Source organism: Acinetobacter sp. YH16056_T (assembly GCF_024605895.1).
GTDB lineage: Bacteria > Pseudomonadota > Gammaproteobacteria > Pseudomonadales > Moraxellaceae > Acinetobacter > Acinetobacter amyesii.
On sequence record NZ_CP094545.1, the window covers coordinates 1,731,501 to 1,749,196 of the forward strand.

General features: G+C 36.8%; 19 protein-coding genes and 1 pseudogene. 8 read left to right on the top strand and 12 right to left on the bottom strand.

The features are described from left to right. Position 1: 1 nt before the first annotated feature. From MST17_RS08530 to MST17_RS08565, 8 genes are all read right to left on the bottom strand, one after another. Positions 2–1,162 (bottom strand): MFS transporter, encoded by a 1,161-nt coding sequence (locus MST17_RS08530; protein ID WP_180027206.1) that lies wholly within the window; start codon positions 1,160–1,162, stop codon positions 2–4. Positions 1,163–1,408: 246 nt separating this feature from the next. Beyond that, complete coding sequence (locus MST17_RS08535; RefSeq protein WP_180008104.1) at positions 1,409–3,379, bottom strand: choline BCCT transporter BetT; 1,971 nt, start codon at positions 3,377–3,379, stop codon at positions 1,409–1,411. A 433-nt stretch (positions 3,380–3,812) separates the two neighbouring features. Next, entirely contained in the window at positions 3,813–4,559 is a 747-nt protein-coding gene (locus tag MST17_RS08540) for an IS5 family transposase (RefSeq protein ID WP_257246850.1), read from the bottom strand. A gap of 136 nt (positions 4,560–4,695) precedes the next feature. Then, positions 4,696–5,112: a DNA breaking-rejoining protein gene (locus MST17_RS08545; RefSeq protein WP_168379498.1), complete on the bottom strand. Its 417-nt coding sequence runs from the start codon at positions 5,110–5,112 to the stop codon at positions 4,696–4,698. 230 nt (positions 5,113–5,342) lie between these two features. Beyond that, positions 5,343–5,864 carry a hypothetical protein gene (locus tag MST17_RS08550; protein ID WP_168379499.1) on the bottom strand — a complete coding sequence of 174 codons (522 nt, stop codon included), beginning with the start codon at positions 5,862–5,864 and terminating at the stop codon, positions 5,343–5,345. 29 nt (positions 5,865–5,893) lie between these two features. After that, the gene (locus MST17_RS08555) at positions 5,894–6,376 is read right to left on the bottom strand and encodes an SH3 domain-containing protein (protein WP_180009663.1); all 483 of its coding nucleotides are present in this window, start codon (positions 6,374–6,376) and stop codon (positions 5,894–5,896) included. 10 nt (positions 6,377–6,386) lie between these two features. Then, on the bottom strand, positions 6,387–6,839 hold the full coding sequence (locus MST17_RS17205) for a DUF4236 domain-containing protein (protein ID WP_180009664.1): 453 nt from the start codon (positions 6,837–6,839) through the stop codon (positions 6,387–6,389). Between the two features lie 10 nt (positions 6,840–6,849). Continuing rightward, positions 6,850–7,839 carry a DUF4041 domain-containing protein gene (locus MST17_RS08565; protein ID WP_180074499.1) on the bottom strand — a complete coding sequence of 330 codons (990 nt, stop codon included), beginning with the start codon at positions 7,837–7,839 and terminating at the stop codon, positions 6,850–6,852. A 486-nt stretch (positions 7,840–8,325) separates the two neighbouring features. Here MST17_RS08565 and MST17_RS08570 point away from each other — a divergent pair, with 486 nt between their 5' ends. The 3 genes from MST17_RS08570 (at position 8,326) to MST17_RS08580 (ending at position 9,774) form a co-directional block, all read left to right on the top strand. Then, on the top strand, positions 8,326–8,547 hold the full coding sequence (locus tag MST17_RS08570) for an excalibur calcium-binding domain-containing protein (protein WP_180009665.1): 222 nt from the start codon (positions 8,326–8,328) through the stop codon (positions 8,545–8,547). 125 nt (positions 8,548–8,672) lie between these two features. Next, positions 8,673–9,320, top strand: coding sequence for a hypothetical protein (locus MST17_RS08575; RefSeq protein WP_180009666.1), 648 nt, complete (start codon positions 8,673–8,675; stop codon positions 9,318–9,320). Further along, entirely contained in the window at positions 9,289–9,774 is a 486-nt protein-coding gene (locus MST17_RS08580; RefSeq protein WP_180009667.1) for a hypothetical protein, read from the top strand. Before MST17_RS08575 ends, MST17_RS08580 begins: the two co-directional genes overlap by 32 nt. Before the next feature lie 148 nt (positions 9,775–9,922). Here MST17_RS08580 and MST17_RS08585 read toward each other — a convergent pair. After that, a pseudogene (locus tag MST17_RS08585) lies at positions 9,923–11,069 on the bottom strand (IS3 family transposase). Between the two features lie 357 nt (positions 11,070–11,426). Continuing rightward, positions 11,427–11,657: a hypothetical protein gene (locus MST17_RS08590; protein WP_078190858.1), complete on the bottom strand. Its 231-nt coding sequence runs from the start codon at positions 11,655–11,657 to the stop codon at positions 11,427–11,429. A 235-nt stretch (positions 11,658–11,892) separates the two neighbouring features. Here MST17_RS08590 and MST17_RS08595 point away from each other — a divergent pair, with 235 nt between their 5' ends. Further along, positions 11,893–12,369 carry a CinA family protein gene (locus MST17_RS08595; RefSeq protein WP_180007802.1) on the top strand — a complete coding sequence of 159 codons (477 nt, stop codon included), beginning with the start codon at positions 11,893–11,895 and terminating at the stop codon, positions 12,367–12,369. A 79-nt stretch (positions 12,370–12,448) separates the two neighbouring features. Next, a complete protein-coding gene (locus MST17_RS08600) occupies positions 12,449–13,066 on the top strand; it encodes an aminotransferase (protein WP_180026238.1) in 618 nt (205 codons plus the stop codon). A gap of 65 nt (positions 13,067–13,131) precedes the next feature. Here MST17_RS08600 and prpC read toward each other — a convergent pair whose 3' ends face one another. Continuing rightward, complete coding sequence (prpC, locus tag MST17_RS08605; RefSeq protein ID WP_180007804.1) at positions 13,132–14,268, bottom strand: 2-methylcitrate synthase; 1,137 nt, start codon at positions 14,266–14,268, stop codon at positions 13,132–13,134. 3 nt (positions 14,269–14,271) lie between these two features. After that, positions 14,272–15,156 carry a methylisocitrate lyase gene (gene prpB / locus MST17_RS08610; RefSeq protein ID WP_180007805.1) on the bottom strand — a complete coding sequence of 295 codons (885 nt, stop codon included), beginning with the start codon at positions 15,154–15,156 and terminating at the stop codon, positions 14,272–14,274. 239 nt (positions 15,157–15,395) lie between these two features. Between prpB and MST17_RS08615 the strand changes: the two genes are divergently transcribed. From MST17_RS08615 to MST17_RS08625, 3 genes are all read left to right on the top strand, one after another. Next, a complete protein-coding gene (locus MST17_RS08615; protein WP_180005562.1) occupies positions 15,396–16,049 on the top strand; it encodes a TetR/AcrR family transcriptional regulator in 654 nt (217 codons plus the stop codon). Between the two features lie 112 nt (positions 16,050–16,161). Next, complete coding sequence (gene argF / locus MST17_RS08620; RefSeq protein WP_078193464.1) at positions 16,162–17,082, top strand: ornithine carbamoyltransferase; 921 nt, start codon at positions 16,162–16,164, stop codon at positions 17,080–17,082. A gap of 91 nt (positions 17,083–17,173) precedes the next feature. Next, on the top strand, positions 17,174–17,650 hold the full coding sequence (locus tag MST17_RS08625) for a hypothetical protein (RefSeq protein WP_180026239.1): 477 nt from the start codon (positions 17,174–17,176) through the stop codon (positions 17,648–17,650). Positions 17,651–17,696: the final 46 nt, after the last annotated feature.

Below are 17,696 nucleotides of genomic sequence, written 5' to 3' on the forward strand. Positions count from 1 at the left end.
TTTAAGTTGGCTTTTGGATCGTTTTAGGCAAGCCCACGACCAAAAACATGGCAGGTATAACCACCAGTCCTGCGATCATAAAAATAACGGGTCCCGAAAGCATGTCCCAATATCGGCCTGCTAAAATACTGCCACTCGCAACACCTAAGCCCCACATGGTACTGTATAGCGCTTGACCACGCCCTTGTTGACTCGCAGTAAAATTTTGAAAAATGATTCGCATCGCGATTAAGTGGAATAATCCAAAACTGAAGGCATGAATCGTTTGCGCAGCAAATTGAGTGATAAACACCGCCGGATATAAGCCTACAATCAACCATCGCATCCCTGTTAGCCCCAAACAAATGAGCACTAAGTTACGCCAAGAATATCGATTAAAAAAGACATTGGCATAGGCAAACATAATGATTTCTGCAATGACTCCTACAGACCATAAAAAACCGATTTGGCTCGTCGAAAAATCAGCCTGCTTAAGGTAATTGCTATAAAAACTATAAAACGGCGCATGCGAAAAAAGTAGAAAAAATTCAATGATAAAAAAACTAGCTACAACTGGTCGTTTTAAGATAGGCCAAAGTGGTTCAAGTTTTTTCTGTGAAGATGGTGCAGTAGCGGGCTCTTTAATCGTAAATGACCAAATAAATGCGAGAAATGCAATGCATAACAACATGATAGGCAGCATTGAAACAGGTATTATTTCTAGCAAAGCCCCTATTCCAAATACACCAACAATGAAACCAACTGATCCCCATTTTCTGACTTTTCCATAAAGTTCTGCACGACGCTCAGCCAACCAAAATAAAGTTACCCCTTCAAACTGAGCTAAAATGGCATTTTGAAAGAAACTGAATACCAACATGAGTAATGCAACAGACTGAAAACTGTTTGGAATTATAAAAATCAGAAACCAAATACAGGCTTCCATCCATGTTGCGATTCGAACTAAAAGCATGCGCTTTCCGGATTTATCTGCAATCCACCCCCAAATAAATGGCGCAAAAAAACGTGTCACAATTGCAATCGAAGATAAAACACCTATTTCTTGATAATTAAACCCTTGATCCTCTAAATACAAACTCCAATACGGCATGAATGTACCCACTATTGAATAATAGAAAAAGTAGAATCCACCGAGTTTGGATTGGATTGGAATGTTAAGCATCAAACTGTATTCCTTAGTATTTACAGTAAGTTATAAACTTTTCAGAGTTGTATGCTTTTGCATCTAAAAGGCTTGGTTAGGATATGACGAGTATACAAATTTATTTTAATTAAATTATTTCAAAATTTGTACAATTTTATCAAAATATCAAATTTCCTCATTATTCTATTTATTAAACAATATGTTATTTTTACTTATAAAACTCTCATATGTTAATAAAAACCGCCCATTTGGGCGGTTTTTTATCTATTGGCTCTTAGTTCGAACTAAATTTAAAAAATGCAGATGACGCTCATATTGATCAATGACATCTTGCAAGATATCTTCTTGCGTCCATTCGATGATGTCATAATTTTGACCACCTTCCCTCAAAAATACTTCAGCTTGATAATCTTGCGTAATTTCTCCTGAATCAATCATAAAGCTTGGTGTATTTTTTTCTTGGACAACTACTTGGTAGATAAAGTTAATCTCATCTTGATGGTTTACACGAAGCTGCAAGCCATCATCTATCGTGTTTACCGTCACATCTAAATGACGACGCTTAAACTCTTTCTGTAGATTTGAAAATGCCTGGCTTACCGTTGTATCAATATATTGTTCAACTTCTTCACGTGTATGCGGATAATGCATAATCAATCCTAAACGTTGCTGCCAACTTCTTGGATTATGAATTGCTCTAGGTGTAATACGCGCATCCTGTAATGCTTGCATCTTGGTTGCATCTAAATGTAGAGCCTTGACTAAGCCCCAGCAAATTAAAAGCATTACAAAAGTGAATGGTAATGCACTCAACATTGTTGCAGATTGCAAAGCACCTAAACCTCCTGCAAACAACAAAACAATCGCAAGAACAGCCATTAACGTTGTCCAAAACAATCGTTGCCATGTTGGGGAGTTCTCAGATTTAGCTGTTAAATAATCTGTAACAAGTGCACCAGAGTCCGCTGAAGTCACAAAAAATAGCATAACCAATATGGTCGCAACAAAACTCATAATGCCTGAGAATGGCAAAGTTCCTAAATACTCAAATAGCGCAACGGATGAGTCTCGTTGTACTGCAGAAATCAGTGAGGTATTCGCTTCGTTTAAGATGCTATAGAGTGCAGCGTTGCCCATCACTCCCATCCAGATCAGCGTGAAGCCTGTTGGTATAAGTAAAACACCTACAATAAACTCACGAATAGTACGTCCTTCAGACACACGCGCAATAAACATACCTACAAATGGCGACCATGAAATCCACCATGCCCAGTACATAATTGTCCAACCACCAATCCAACCATCAGATTGATAGGCATATAAATTAAAGGTCATGTTAAATAAGTTTGAAAAATACTGACCAGCATTTTGTATAGTCGCTTGCAATATAAATATTGTTGAACTAGCAAAAAATACAAATAATAAGAGGGTTAATGCTAAGCCTAAATTGATCTCTGATAATCGTTTAATACCCTTGTCTAAGCCCATAAATACGGACAAAGAGGCCATAGCCGTAACAATGACAATTAGAATTAGTTGCGTCGTCGTTGAATATTCAATCCTGAATAGATAATTCAGGCCGGAGTTAATTTGGGTTACACCAAAACCTAATGTCGTTGCGACACCAAATACAGTACCGATCGTCGCAAAGGTATCTACACCATCACCGATTGGACCATAGATTTTTTTTCCTATGAGAGGATATAACGCAGAGCGAATTTTTAGAGGTAGATTGTGTCTATAAGCAAAGTAAGCTAACGCTAAGCCAACGATGGTGTAGATTGCCCATGCATGAAGTCCCCAGTGGAAGAAGGTTACGCGCATGGCTTGCTGCGCTGATTGGATCGTTTCAGGATCACCAGTTGGAGGTGATACATAGTGCATCACTGGCTCCGCGACACCGAAAAACATTAAGCCAATACCCATACCAGCAGTAAATAACATAGCAAACCAGGAGCTATTACTATATTTTGGTTGGCTATGGTCTAAACCTAATTTAATTTTACCCATATTTGAACAGGCAATATAAATAAGCACTATTAGAAAAATGGCTACAGATAACACATAGAACCAACTGAATGAGTTTGTAACCCATTGATTTAGTTGTTTAGTAATTAGATCAAAAGCATTGGGAGCTAAAAATACAATGGCAATGAAAATGCCGATAATAACAACTGTGCTAATAAACACATTTGGATTCACATTGGAATACCATGACGGTTTCAATGAAGACATACCTTCCCTATTCCGTTTTATTTGTAAGACAGATCAAAATTGATCAAAGAGATATCCGCTAACTGCGGAAGAAACAGGCTTGTAAAGATGAGTGCTGGCGATTGTAATTTCGCTCTATACGATAAATATTAAAAATATTCATGTGCATAAATTGAAAATTAAAGGCTGACTCAATCTAAGCCACTGTTTAGAATGTGCACATGTTATCATATTTTTAGATACTAAATTAAATATTAAGCAATTTATTAAATTAAGAAAACGATCAATTTAATGTCTTCATTCTAAATTCATTATATTTATCAATATCATTTTTCTTAATTTCTTATAATTTTCCAATTAATACAAAATTCAAAAAACCACTTTTTGGTGGTTTTTTGAATATTTTTTTATCACTTATATAGGGTGTGTTGACATTTACAGCCGATAAATTGAGCTAAAGAGGCAACCATATAAATATACAAGCTAAAGCAACAGTGCTTTGATAGTTACGTTTTAGCTTATCGTATCTTGTGGCAATTCCTCTAAATTGTTTTAATCTACAAAATGCATTTTCAACTAAATGTCTGATTTTATACATATACCAGTCCATATCATCATTGCTAGATTTGGCATTTGATCTTCGAGGAATGTTTGCTTTCGTATTACTTTCTCTAATTTTCTTTCTGAAACTTTCTGAATCATAGCCTTTATCTGCACATAGCATTTCTGACTCTGTTAAATCTAATTTTGATACAAGATCAGGTGCAACCTTAATATCATGTGAAGTTCCATCTGAAATAATAAATTCAATAGGATTACCATTTGAATCGATTGCTAAATGTATTTTTGAACTATTACCACCAATACTTTTGGAAATACTTTGATTCTTAATACCAGCTGAATGTTGATGCGCTCGTACATGGCTCCCATCGATAAAAATCCACTCTTTATCAGCATGCTGGCTGAATAATTTAAAAATATTCATAAACTTACTATTTTTAGACCATCGATTATATTTCTTAAAAATAGAATTTGATTTACCAAACTCTTGAGGTAAATCACGCCAAGGACAGCCTGTTCTAATTCGAAATAAAATCGCTTCAATAAAATTCCGTAAATTTAATTTGAGATAAATATTAAAGTGACGGAAAATAGCAAGTAACTTGGACCAGTGTTGATCATTTAGCATTGTTCGAGGCATAGCGAGTGTAAAATTGGGTTTGGCGATTTAATTTTACTATCTCGCTATTTTTTTAATCAACAAATGTCAACAGACCCTAATTTCATCTAGTTGGTTTTGCTTCGGTTACTTTCTAAGCTATCCAGATAAAGTAAGTTTAGCGAACTGCTTCAACATGCAATTTATAATTAACTGTTCTATTATTCCGTGCCGTATTCCGCATTTGGTAGATCTGAATCAAATAATTGCCTGATTCTGGCAGCTTGAATTTTCCAGATGCTCCTGTTGTAGATCCAATCACCAAAGCGTCTGCTTTTCCTGGTTTATCACCAGGAGCATATATATTAATTTGGGCTAAATCATGATTGCTTGTCAGCTTATAGCTTAAAGTTTGTCCAGCCTTAGCATTCAAACTATACTGAATGTCATCGTAGCCTTTAAATGATCCTGCAACTGTAGTACCAATAGCACCTTTTGCAAACTGAATGGGTTTTACTGGTGCAGCAGATACACTTGGCGAAACCGCCGCAGACAAAGCCAAAGTTATTGAACCTAACAAAGTTAATTTTTTCATCACTATGTGCCATTTTTAAATTGATCATTTTTAATCATGTGAAATTCTAAATTTCATCAATGATTTTTCATTTATATCGTAAGATGTACAAAGCACTTTTGCCATTTCCTTTTGTTATCCATTGATATAAAAAACCGTACGAAGGTGGCTTATTTTTTACTTGAGCAGTCCGTATCTTGCATGTGAAAGTGTCTGTAATTCAAACATGTGGTCGTAATCATAGTTTGGCATTATGAATCCACATTTTTACTTACGTTTGATATGGCACTGCTCATAGAGAACATATTGTCGTTGAGCATGCTCATCAGTAATGAATTGAGTAATGCTGGGCTATGTGTATTCCACCACGCTTGAAAGACTCGTGCATGTACGCAGAGCATTTCTAGGAATTGTTTTTCATCTATATAGATATTTCCTTTTGACTTAACTTCTAAAGTTTCTAGGTAATTTACTGCGTCGTGGAAATGAATGGGCAACAGATCGCTATAACGTGCGATGCGGAAGTGTTTTTTGTGACGTGACCACATTTCTGCATGTAGTTTGCGTTCACCTTGGGCACGTCGGTCGATAATTTCTTTGAGTTCTGCTTGCTGCTCTGCGTTGATTTTTACTCGTGTGTCGATTTGCTGTTTTAGAACTTCTTTTTCCAGTACATCGAGTACCCATTTGCGGAATTCTTTAGCGACTTGTGTGAGGGCGAAGATTGCTATTAAATGAGAGCGCCACGTTAAGAAAATATTCGTAACACCCAATTGGGGTAAAGCACCTTAAGGTGCTTTTATTAGCGGTAACTCTTATTTCCTCCGGAAGTATAGCAATAACGACCACCTCTTGGACCATAACAATACGAGCCTGAATCACAAGAACAACCTTTAGAATATGTTTTTTTAACTTTTGTGTTAGGTTGACTCTTTATATGCGAGGAATAACTGTTCTTCACTGTACTTTTTGAGTATAGATCACCTTTAAGAAAGCAGTTTTCAAATGCGCATAAATATTTGGATAAAACCCATTTAGGACTTTCAAATTCTTTTGATAATCTTTCCCACTGATCTTTTCTATCATATATTAGAACGGCATCACCTCTTGCTAACTTTTCTACAATTTCCCCATTTTTAGGATTGTTTCTAACATTAAGAGTACTGGTATTTACATATTTCTTTGCTAAAGGATAGAATTCTTCTTCATTTAATTCCAAACCATCAAAAGCAAAACTAAATGATGACAATAGGATTAGAGATAGCTGTAGAATTATTTTTTTCATTAAGCATTACTCAAGATTGTTGTAGATTCACAAATACAAATAATAAAAGCCATCCAAAACTTATAAACCTTGCTGGCTTTGAATAGCCTTCACGCAAAGTAAACCATGCGAAAATATATGGCATTAGAAAGATTCCAATGCCTAAAAGAATCGAAACCTTCCGCTCAAACTTTGGCATAAATGGTAAAGGTGTAGGAACTTGCGTTCCTACAGGAGACATATTCATTTGCATGCTAGACCTTACAGGCTCACTTCTAACAGTTTCTTTCTTTACTTGCTTAGGGCTAAAACTGCTATACGAAAGCCCAGTACCAGGCAAACCAACAGTTGTTCTTGTTCCCTTTTTGCCAAGGTTTACACGCGCGCCTTTACCGCCTAATGAAACGCTAGAAATACCCTTTTTCGTAATATTTAAACGTACACCCGGTGCTATCTTTAGACTTTTTCTAAAATTAAAACCCACGATTAACCCCTTATATTAAAGCTGGAATTTCTTCCTCAAGCCTTTTTTCTGCCTGAGTTTTTTCATGTCTAATTGTTTGGCTTTGTCTATATTGCTCAGCTTCAGCTGTAATAGTAAATTCAGCATCGCTTGAAATCTTATGAACCTCACTTTGGATTTCATCTAAAGTCACATGGAAAAATTCTTTTCGGAGATTGACTAGATTTAAACGACGTTCAGCAAACACTTTATGAAGCGCATTTTCCATAGCCGGTGCATTTTCGCTATAGATCATTGCATGTACATCAAAGTAGAACGGCACACTAGCATCGCCCAGTTCATGTACACGATCTATTGGCTCCAAACGGCGCGTCATACCAATCTTATAGACATCTTCGCCAAATGATCCGATGTTAGAAATAATATAAACATGTCCCGCTTTTGTCTGCTGTGCCATTGATAGTGCGCGCTCATTTTTCTGATGAGCCTCTTCTAACTTAATTGATAACTCAGCAATTTCTGCATTCAATTTATCTAAGTTACCACCGACAGCTTTTGCTGCTTCAGCTTGTGCTTTCAATAATAATTTTTGGAATTTTTCCTCTTCCTTCTGAGCTGCCGCCATTTCCTGCTCAAGCTTTGCCTCTTCGCGCATTTGACGGCGAATTTCAGCCTGCTCCTCTTTCTCTTCTTTTACTTTTTCTTGATATCCATAAGCCAACCATAACTCCTGCATCTTCATGTCCACATATTTACGATCAATATAGACATGGTTTGACTCATTCATTTTATTTATATCTTCGGCAGCTTTGCGAATACGCTCCTGCATTTTTTCTATATTATTCCAACGCACATTTGCTATAGCTGCTTCACATTCATTATTGAATGCTCGCGTTGTTAGCTTGATTGCGCGTGTGACCATTTTCTTACCTTCAGCTTTACTTTCTCCCACAGTCCACTCTGTAGAGCAAGTGACTGCGGTTTTAGCCTTAAGCATTGATTTCTGTTTTTCTCTGATCAACGCAATTCTTTGTTTATATTCTTCAGATGTTCCAAAATCAAAATGTGGCTTATAAAACCCAGATTAAGCTAATTCTAAATCTTCATCATATACAGCAATCTTACGAGTTAATATTTGGAAAAGACCATATTTTTTTTGGTAATCCAGCTGAAGCGCTTGAATATCGCTACTTAGTTGAGTCTTACGCTTTAAAGATTCTTCGACTTCCTTATCAACATCTATAATTCTTGAATATCTAGCTTCATATTTTTTTTAATTGAGTCTGATTATTAGTATTCTCAGTTTCTTTTGCTTTATATTTCCCATATATAAAATAAAAAGCCGCCCCCAAAAGTGCTACACATATAAGCAAAAAAATTGTAATACCGTTCACTTTATACCCCAAGAATGTTATATTTTTACTTAATTTAACAAATTGTGTACTTTTTGTCACACGGTAAATTTACTGATAAGATTTGCATGACTTTTCTACTTTTAAAATAATTTATGAAATTTTTACTCATTTTAATTTTGGGGTTCACTTCCATTCAAGTTTATGCAAAAAAGTGTGCTGACTTTAGTACTCAGCAGCAAGCACAGAAATGGTATGAACAAAGAAAGAAATCAGGACAAACAGGTTGGAAAAGTTTAGACCGCGACGGCGATGGTCAGGCCTGTGATTGCCTGCCGGGTGGAAATGGCAAGAAGTGCCCGAAGAAGAAAAGATAAAATTGAACAAGTATATTGATTATAATTTAATCCATTAGATTTAATTATTTCCTAATGTATTTCAGTCGAAATATATTTTAAGTAAATTATGCTTACCAAAAATTATGAATAAATTTGGATCAATAATGCATATTAAACCACTTTTACTTTTAGGCTTATTTGGTCTATTAACCGGGTGTCAAGTTGTAGAAACTGCTGATAATAAAAAGTCAGTTTCTATGTTACCGCTACACATTCCAAAGGAAGCACGCTACCTAAATACTGCTGCAAATGCACCTATTTCAGAAAAGCGAGAAGCTTATGCTAACCAACTCGTGAGCTCGGGCCAAAAATATGCCACGATCAAAACAATTCCTTATGAGTTTTTCCAAGGATCAGGTTCTTTAAGTGCGTACCCTTACACGGTTTACACTTTTGACCAGCAACGTGTGAAATTTGTAGAAAACTCACTACTCAGCCCATCAACTACACAAACAAGATTTGATCATTCGCAGGTGAAACTCAAACTACCTGTTGGTCAACACGACATTGTTTTCGTAAGTGGCATTGGAAATCATAGTTACTTTACTGAGATCAAAAACGTGACTTTAGAAGAAAATAAAGATTATGTGATTGGCGTAGATCGTAATCCAAATACAAAACCTCTAGTTTTCATTGCTGAATATGAAGTTGACTCTCGATTTAAAGCGACTGAGCCAGAATCTATTGTTATTACAAAACGTATTGTTGAAGGTGTTGAGCATGCAAACCTTAAAAAAGTCAAAGTTTATTAAAACAGCTACTGGCTTAGGGCTATTAACTTCACTGTTATTGCTCCAAGGCTGCGTACGAATGATGCTACCAACCTCAGAAACTGAATTGGTCACAAAATCAATCAATGGTGGTGGTTCAGTAGAAGTTCCTTTGGACTATGTACAATCCTATGCAAACTTAAAGCAGGCATATGGAAAATGCGTGGAATACAGGACTTATAATGATTATTTGAAAGTTGAAGCTAACCTAGATCGTGAAAATAATATTGGGACTTTTTATGGCAGACCGCCATATGGGACTTATATTTTTAAGACTACAATTACGCCTATAGATTCAACTTCATCTAAGCTTACAATCTATACAATACGTGGCAGTCTTCTGACAGACAATGCCAATCAAAATGTATTAAAAAAACGTTTAGAGCAGGATAAACTTCGTGCATTAGGTCAAGATCCAAAATGCAATAAAGGTTAATTTGTACTTAAATCAAAAGAGTGCCATATGGCACTCTTTTTTATTAGACTGATTAAAAATAAATTCATCTTGCTAATAATTGACCAAAGAGGTGGTCCCACATGTTTGAACAACTAAAAGCGTATTTATAAGTGATATTCCGCTCTAGTTAAGCCACCTTGTTTTGTTGGGGTAGCTGATCATAGTAAAACTCATTTAGCCTTGCGAAGCAGTGCTTCTCATGTCTAGACTCGAATGAGGTCGTTTCAGATTATAAAACTCAAAATATGCACTCAATTGCTTTTTCGCATCTGTGACACTGCTATAAGCTTTGAGATACACCTCTTCATATTTAACGCTCCGCCATAATCGTTCAACCATCACATTATCTACCCATCGACCTTTACCATCCATACTGATTTGAATGCCATTTGATTTCAATACATCAATAAATGCATCACTGGTGAACTGACTGCCTTGGTCTGTATTCAATATTTCAGGTGATCCATATTTTTCAATCGCTTCATTTAAAGCCGAAATACAAAAATCCACCTCCATACTAATCGATACCCTATGCGCAAGTACCTTGCGGCTATGCCAATCAATCACAGCACATAAATAAACAAAGCCTTTTGCCATAGGGATATACGTTATATCCGTAGACCACACTTGATTACTGCGCTGAATAGCCAATCCTTTGAGCAGATATGGATATTTACGGTGAGCTTGATTAGCCTGGCTTAAATTTGGTTTGCAATATAACGCCTGAATACCCATTTTCTTCATTAAAGTACGTGTATGACGTCGTCCTATATGATGCCCTTGACGTTTCAACAAATCACGCATCATACGACTGCCTGCAAAAGGATATTGCATATGTAATTCATCAATACATCGCATCAGCTTCAGATCTGATGAGCTAACAGGTTTTGGGCGATAATAATAACAACCACGAGAGACTTTCAGTAACTTAGCTTGTTTAGATACTGAAATCTGAAGTGAGTGATCGATTAACTTTTGTGGTTGAAGCGGCCCAGTTTCTTCAACACACCTTCTAAAAAATCAATTTCTAATGCCTGCTCACCGATTTTTGCATGTAACTTTTTAAGATCAATGGGAGGTTCTGATGGAGCTTTTGATTGATCGAAAGCTTGTGAGGAAGCTGAGATCAATTGATTTTTCCAGTCAATAATTTGGTTTTGATGAACATCAAACTCAGAACTCAATTCAGCAAGTGTTTTTTCTGCTTTGATCGCAGCAAGTGCTACCTTAGCCTTAAAGTCGTTTGAATGATTTCTTCTTGGTCTACGTGCCATAAAATACTCCATATATTGATGTTTATAACATCATTTGGGGAGCAAAATATCACTTATAAGTGTTGTTCAAATTTCCTGATCCACCTCTTAAGTACCCGTTGTATTAAAGCTTTTTAGAAATTTAAATAAATCCATTATTTCTTCCCCCCATGAAAAAATAAATAAATTATACTCAATAATATCTAGTGGATTAAATAGCCGTTGGTCGAATAGCTAGAGCTATGGATCAAGTGATCATTAAAAAAATATGTATTACTTTTGAATCTAGACTTATCTAAAGTTTGAATCAGGCAAATACAAAAATACAGTTCCCAACTCAATGAGAACTGTATTATTAATACTACAAATTGATCGAAATTAAACAGCAAGTACTTTCACAATAATGGTTTGCATGTCTTCATTTTCTTCAGCCAAATAAACACGCTTTAACTCTTTACTTTTCACTTTGAATTGATGATTTTGATACTGAATTACAGCCGGAATTTGATCAAAATACAGGCTATCTGCGTCTAATTCTTCTTGAAAAAGTGGCGTGCCCAATTGATAGTCTAGGCTTTTTAATACTACATATTTAACAGTCGTTTTCATTGAAATAAACCTACTTTTGTTACGCTCTTTATTTTAAGTTTTAACATCGTTTTCCTTCCGAAAAAACCTTTATTTCATATTTTCGTACAGCTTCTAAGCAATCACGCTATTTTGTGAATTCCACAACACCCACAGTACCAACTTAGACTTTTAGTGAAATTACAGGCGAGCGGAATCAATGCTAAAATTTTAAGAATACTAATGATCATTCACCATTCTACTTTGGGGTAAGCACATGCTTAAACAGTGTTGCGATGCTTTAGAACAAAAATCCATGACTATCGCATTTATCGAGAGTGCAAGCTCTGGTTATTTATGTAGCCAATTTTCAATTTATAAGAATAGTGGTGCAGATATCTTGTTAGGTGGTCTGGTCAGCTATGATCCGTCGATCAAGCGTGAAATTTTAAAAGTAGATCCTCTACTGATAGAACAATATACGGCCGAATCGGCAGAAGTGACTCAAGCGATGGCTGAGCACGGACAACAGCTTTTTTCACGTGCAAACTTTGTGGTTGCCTGCACTGGATTACTCAAATCCGGTGGCAGCGCAACTGTAGAAAAACCCGAAGGAACATTTTATATTTCAATCTTACATGACAGTCGTATTTATAATTACCACTATTTTATTTTAGGTACAGCTTTAGAACGCTTAGATCAGTTAACTGAAAATGTTGCTCACAGTGTATTAGACATCTTAAATGCAGAATAAAACATACATAATCTTCATATTTAAATATCATTTTGCATAGCATACTGTATTGAGAAATTTTTCTCATCAGGACAAGAAAATGCAGCTACGTCATTTCAATGCATTCGCAATTAGCACACTACTGTCCTGCTCTGCTTTGGCTACGGTAGGCGGCCCTCAAACCATTGAGGTTTTAGGTTTTGATAAAAAAGACCAAAAAATCTATTTAATGCGTCATTTTGAAGATGGTCGTGGTCGTTTACCACAATTATATTATTATCAATTAAATAGCCAAAAGCCGACGCAATTAATTACAGTGAAGTCTTTATATATTAATCCTAAGACAAAACGGATTGATTACGACCAAGACAGTGCCCAGTTTGATAAAGAAATCGCGAAAATTAAAAAGCGTTTAGCCAAACTAACACCAGTAAATAACAATAATGCCCGAATACAGTTATTAACGACCATGAATGGCACTGCAAAATCTTGGTATGACCCGAATGAAACCATTGATAAATGGACCTATCAATATCGTATTAAAAATTCGCAGTATAAAAGCGCCATACAAAAGGCTGAGACGTATAAAGAAGGTTTAAAAATCTCTAAAACTTATCGTGTAGTGCAAAAGCCTTTTTATTTAGTGACTGTTAAATATCTAGGGATTCCATTTGAAACGGGATATAGCGTCGAAGATCCTGTTTTATTAACCAAATAGATTGTTAACTCAATTAACAAATAATAAAAAAGCCTCTTTTGAGGCTTTTTTATTTCACTTTAAAATTATGCCGCAGAACGCTCTGCAATCGGCACCACTTTACGCAGTTCAGGGCCTGTATAGTCCGCGCTTGGGCGAATAATACGGTTGTCCGCACGTTGTTCCATCACATGCGCTGCCCAACCTGTTACACGGCTCATCACAAAGATTGGCGTGAATAATTTGGTTGCAATATCCATGAAATGGTATGCAGATGCATGGAAGAAGTCTGCATTACAGAACAATTTCTTCTCGCGCCACATCACTTCTTCACAGCGTACTGATACTGGATAAAGCACAGTATCACCGACGTCTTTTGCTAGGCGTTCAGACCAAATTTTGATGATGCCATTACGTGGATCATTGTCTTTATAGATCGCATGACCAAAGCCCATGATCTTTTCTTTACGCTCAAGTTTGCCGAGCATTTCACGTTCAGCTTCTTCTGGAGACGTCCAGTTTTCAATCATTTCCATCGCAGCTTCGTTCGCACCGCCATGTAATGGGCCACGTAGTGAACCAATTGCACCTGTGATGCATGAATGCATATCTGACAATGTTGATGCACATACACGCGCTGTGAATGTAGATGCGTTAAACTCATGCTCTGCATACAAAATCAGTGATACGTTCATCACTTGCTCGTGCAATTCATTTGGTTTTTCGCCACGCAGTAAATGTAGGAATTGAGCGCCGATTGAATCATCATCGGTGTTTTCTTCTACACGTACACCATCATGGCTGAAACGGTACCAGTAGCAAATGATCGCAGGTAGCGTTGCCAAAATACGGTCTGCAACATCTTGTTGTTGTTCAAACGATTGTTCAGTTTCAAGGTTGCCTAACATTGAAACGCCTGTACGCATCACATCCATTGGATGTGAGTCCGCAGGAATACGTTCTAATACTTCTTTCAACGCTTGTGGCAATTGACGCAATGATTTGAGTTTAGCTTTGTATGCTGCTAATTGTTCTGTTGTTGGCAATTCACCAAAGAAAATCAGGTACGCAACTTCTTCAAACTGACAGTTTTCTGCCAAGTCTTGAACGTCATAACCACGATAGGTTAAGCCCGCACCGCTTTTGCCTACAGTTGAAAGTGCAGTTTTACCCGCTACTTGTCCGCGCAGTCCTGCGCCCGTGAGTACTTTTCCTTCAGCCATTTTTTATTTTCCTTCAGTGAACAATTTATCTAAGGTATTTTCAAAAGTGTGATAATCGAGGAATTGATAGAGTTCTTTTCGTTGTTGCATTTTATCCAGTACATTGACTTGTGTACCGTCATTGCGGATTGCATGCATCACTTCGAGTGCCGCTTTTTGCATTGCACGTGTCGGAGACAATGGATAAAGCACCATTGAAATGCCTTGCTCGCCTAATTCTTCTTTGGTGTAGTAAGGGGTATCACCAAACTCTGTGATATTTGCCAATACTGGTACACCCACAGCATCGCAGACTGTTTTGTACATGGTGATGTCTGTCATTGCTTCAGCAAAGATCGCATCTGCTCCTGCTTCTACACATGCACATGCGCGGTCGATCACTGCCTGCAAACCTTCTTTTTGTAATGCATCTGTACGTGCCATCACCACAAAATTTGAATCGGTTTTTGCATCGACTGCCGCTTTAATACGGTCAACCATTTCTTGTTGTGACACAATTTCTTTGTTTGGACGGTGACCACAACGTTTTTGTGCCACTTGGTCTTCGATATGCACCGCTGCTGCACCCGCAGCAATCATTTGTTTCACAGTACGAGCAATGTTAAATGCACCGCCCCAACCTGTATCGATATCGACGAGTAATGGCGTATCTACACGTTCAGTAATACGACGAACATCTTCCAAAACATTGTCTAAACTGGTCATGCCTAAGTCAGGTAAACCATATGAATAGTTCGCAACACCTGCACCAGATAAATATATGGCTTTATAGCCAACTTCTTTTGCCATCATTGCTGCATAGGCATTTACTGTGCCAATGATTTGTAATGGTTTTTCGATTTCCAATGCTTGTCTAAATCTTAAGCCTGCAGACGTTTGTTGTGTCATATTCCTTTCCACGGCATTTACTTTAATTTTCGAAGTTTGAGTATATCCATATTTTTTTCCAACTCTATGGCTTTGTAGAATATTAACTCTAAAACTTTAGTCAAATATTTCACTTGTCACCTATCTGTTGTTATTCTTTAGTCAAAGATCTCTTATTTATGAGCAAAGCAGAAAAGAACTGAATTTTTTGCTATAATTATCGTCAGCTCAGATCTTTTTTTGTTAAATATTATCACTTTATGCAAGATTTAATACACATTGAACCTTTAACGCATGACCAGCCACAAACGCGGCGCGGACATGAACGATGTGTTGCGCTTTTAGAAAGTGCTACGGAGCTTTTTTTAAAACGTGGTTTTGATGCGGTTTCATTAGATGACATCGTGAATCATGCTGGTGGTTCCAAAGCGTCAATCTATAAATATTTTGGTAATAAAGACGGATTATTTAAGGCTATTTGTGACTATCGTCGCTGCTTATTTTTCAAAGATATTTGCCTACCATTTACGGTGAGCCCTGACACCGATATTCGTGCTTATCTCATCAATACTTTAAGTGACTTTCATCAGCATATTGTGATGCCTGAAAATGCGGCATTTATGCGGTTAGTCTTAGAACAAACAGGACGTAATCCTGAAATAGCACGTTATATTCATGAGCAAGGCCCAAAACAAATTCAGAACACCGTTGCAGAAATTTTGTATCAAGCACATCAACACGGTTTGCTGTATTGTGAAAACCCACTGTTTTCGGCTCAATTTTATTTTGGAATTTTGCGAAATTTAGAATGGCGCGTTCTCATGGGCATCAGCATTGACGAAAATGATCAAGAAACCATCAATTACATCAGTTATTGCGTCGATCGTTTCCTAGACGGTCACCAAAAGCGCTAGATTTTTTGCAATTTACCTCTCTTATAGTATATTAATCGATTCCTTTTTCTCTAACCAACCAACAACTAATTGTTGTTTTGTTTTTTGATTCAGCAATTATTGTGGAGTAACAATGGCTCTACGTCACTTTCTAACTTTACGCGATTTATCGACTTTAGAACTTAATCAAATTGTACAGCGCGGTATCGAACTCAAGCGCAAACAGCATAACAATGAAGTTTTCCAACCTTTCGTTGGTAAAGTCATGGGCATGATTTTTGAGAAATCGAGCACCCGTACACGTGTATCGTTTGAAGCAGGAATGAGCCAATTTGGTGGTAGCGCAATTTTCCTTTCATCTCGCGACTCTCAATTAGGTCGTGGTGAGCCAGTAGAAGATTCTGCACGCGTGATTTCAAGCATGCTTGATATTGTGATGATTCGTACTTTTGGTCATGACATTGTTGAACGCTTTGCTTCTTATTCAAAAGTTCCTGTCATCAATGCATTAACAGATGATCACCACCCTTGCCAATTACTTGCCGATGTTCAAACATTCGTTGAACACCGTGGTTCTATTGAAGGTAAAACGGTTGCTTGGATTGGTGATGGCAACAATATGTGTAACTCATATATTGAAGCAGCTCATATGTGGGGCTTTAAATTAAAAATCGCTGCACCTAAGGGCTATGAACCTAAAGCTGAATTTTTATCTGAATTTGCACACTGTGTGGAACTTGTTGATTCTGCCGAAGATGCTGCGGTTAATGCAGATTTAATCGTGACAGATGTTTGGGCAAGTATGGGCCAAGAAGAAGAGCAAAAAATTCGTGAAAAAGCGTTTGCAGATTATCAAGTGAATGAACGCCTGATGGATCTTGCTCACGCTGACTGCCTATTTATGCACTGCTTACCTGCGCATCGTGGCGAAGAAATTTCTGAAAATATGCTTGACCACAAAAATGCTGTGGTTTGGGATGAAGCTGAAAATCGCTTACATGCACAAAAAGCACTTGTTGAATTCTTAATTAACGAAAATCTTAAAAAAGACTAAGGTTTTACTTAGATAAATGAAGCACCTTCGGGTGCTTTTTTTGTTTTTGCATGCTTTAATAAAACCATATATTTTATAAGTGATTAAGATTATGCGTTTAAGAAATATTTGCTTATTGGCTCTTGGATTGAGCTTATCTACTTTTAGCTTTGCTGGTGAACCAAGTGAATTAGATCAATACTTGGTGAAAAATCAGATTTTAGATAGCAATTTTAAAATTAAAAATAAAACAGGTTTAAACGAAATACTGGCTGCCATTAGTGATGAAGATTCACGCACTCTTCCCTATCAAGTTGATCAGAATATGTTGATGGAAAAAATGGAAATGGAAGCGGATAAGATTGAAATTGATGGTATTATCACCACCCCTGATTTTGCGCAATTTGAACAATCAGTCGGTGAACATAAGGTGAAGCAACTCATCAAGCATAATTCACTCCAAAACTGTGAATTACTATTCGAGCATCAATTTCAACGTGTTAATCCATATAAAATTGAAATGGATCTAAGCTCGGGTAGCAAACAATACGAAATTATCATTAAAAATACAGAGTGCAAATTTAAATAAATATCTAATTTCTTACAGCTCTTGGTTTAACTTTTGCATTGTTTAA

Excerpts from the sequence above, each read along its gene's own strand:
- MST17_RS08530 (WP_180027206.1), bottom strand. The coding sequence starts at position 1,162 with ATGCTTAACATTCCAATCCAATCCAAACTCGGTGGATTCTACTTTTTC.
- MST17_RS08535 (WP_180008104.1), bottom strand. The coding sequence starts at position 3,379 with ATGTCTTCATTGAAACCGTCATGGTATTCCAATGTGAATCCAAATGTG.
- MST17_RS08540 (WP_257246850.1), bottom strand. The coding sequence starts at position 4,559 with ATGCCTCGAACAATGCTAAATGATCAACACTGGTCCAAGTTACTTGCT.
- MST17_RS08545 (WP_168379498.1), bottom strand. The coding sequence starts at position 5,112 with ATGAAAAAATTAACTTTGTTAGGTTCAATAACTTTGGCTTTGTCTGCG.
- MST17_RS08555 (WP_180009663.1), bottom strand. The coding sequence starts at position 6,376 with ATGAAAAAAATAATTCTACAGCTATCTCTAATCCTATTGTCATCATTT.
- MST17_RS08570 (WP_180009665.1), top strand. The coding sequence starts at position 8,326 with ATGAAATTTTTACTCATTTTAATTTTGGGGTTCACTTCCATTCAAGTT.
- MST17_RS08575 (WP_180009666.1), top strand. The coding sequence starts at position 8,673 with ATGCATATTAAACCACTTTTACTTTTAGGCTTATTTGGTCTATTAACC.
- MST17_RS08580 (WP_180009667.1), top strand. The coding sequence starts at position 9,289 with ATGCAAACCTTAAAAAAGTCAAAGTTTATTAAAACAGCTACTGGCTTA.
- MST17_RS08590 (WP_078190858.1), bottom strand. The coding sequence starts at position 11,657 with ATGAAAACGACTGTTAAATATGTAGTATTAAAAAGCCTAGACTATCAA.
- MST17_RS08595 (WP_180007802.1), top strand. The coding sequence starts at position 11,893 with ATGCTTAAACAGTGTTGCGATGCTTTAGAACAAAAATCCATGACTATC.
- MST17_RS08600 (WP_180026238.1), top strand. The coding sequence starts at position 12,449 with ATGCAGCTACGTCATTTCAATGCATTCGCAATTAGCACACTACTGTCC.
- prpC (WP_180007804.1), bottom strand. The coding sequence starts at position 14,268 with ATGGCTGAAGGAAAAGTACTCACGGGCGCAGGACTGCGCGGACAAGTA.
- prpB (WP_180007805.1), bottom strand. The coding sequence starts at position 15,156 with ATGACACAACAAACGTCTGCAGGCTTAAGATTTAGACAAGCATTGGAA.
- MST17_RS08615 (WP_180005562.1), top strand. The coding sequence starts at position 15,396 with ATGCAAGATTTAATACACATTGAACCTTTAACGCATGACCAGCCACAA.
- argF (WP_078193464.1), top strand. The coding sequence starts at position 16,162 with ATGGCTCTACGTCACTTTCTAACTTTACGCGATTTATCGACTTTAGAA.
- MST17_RS08625 (WP_180026239.1), top strand. The coding sequence starts at position 17,174 with ATGCGTTTAAGAAATATTTGCTTATTGGCTCTTGGATTGAGCTTATCT.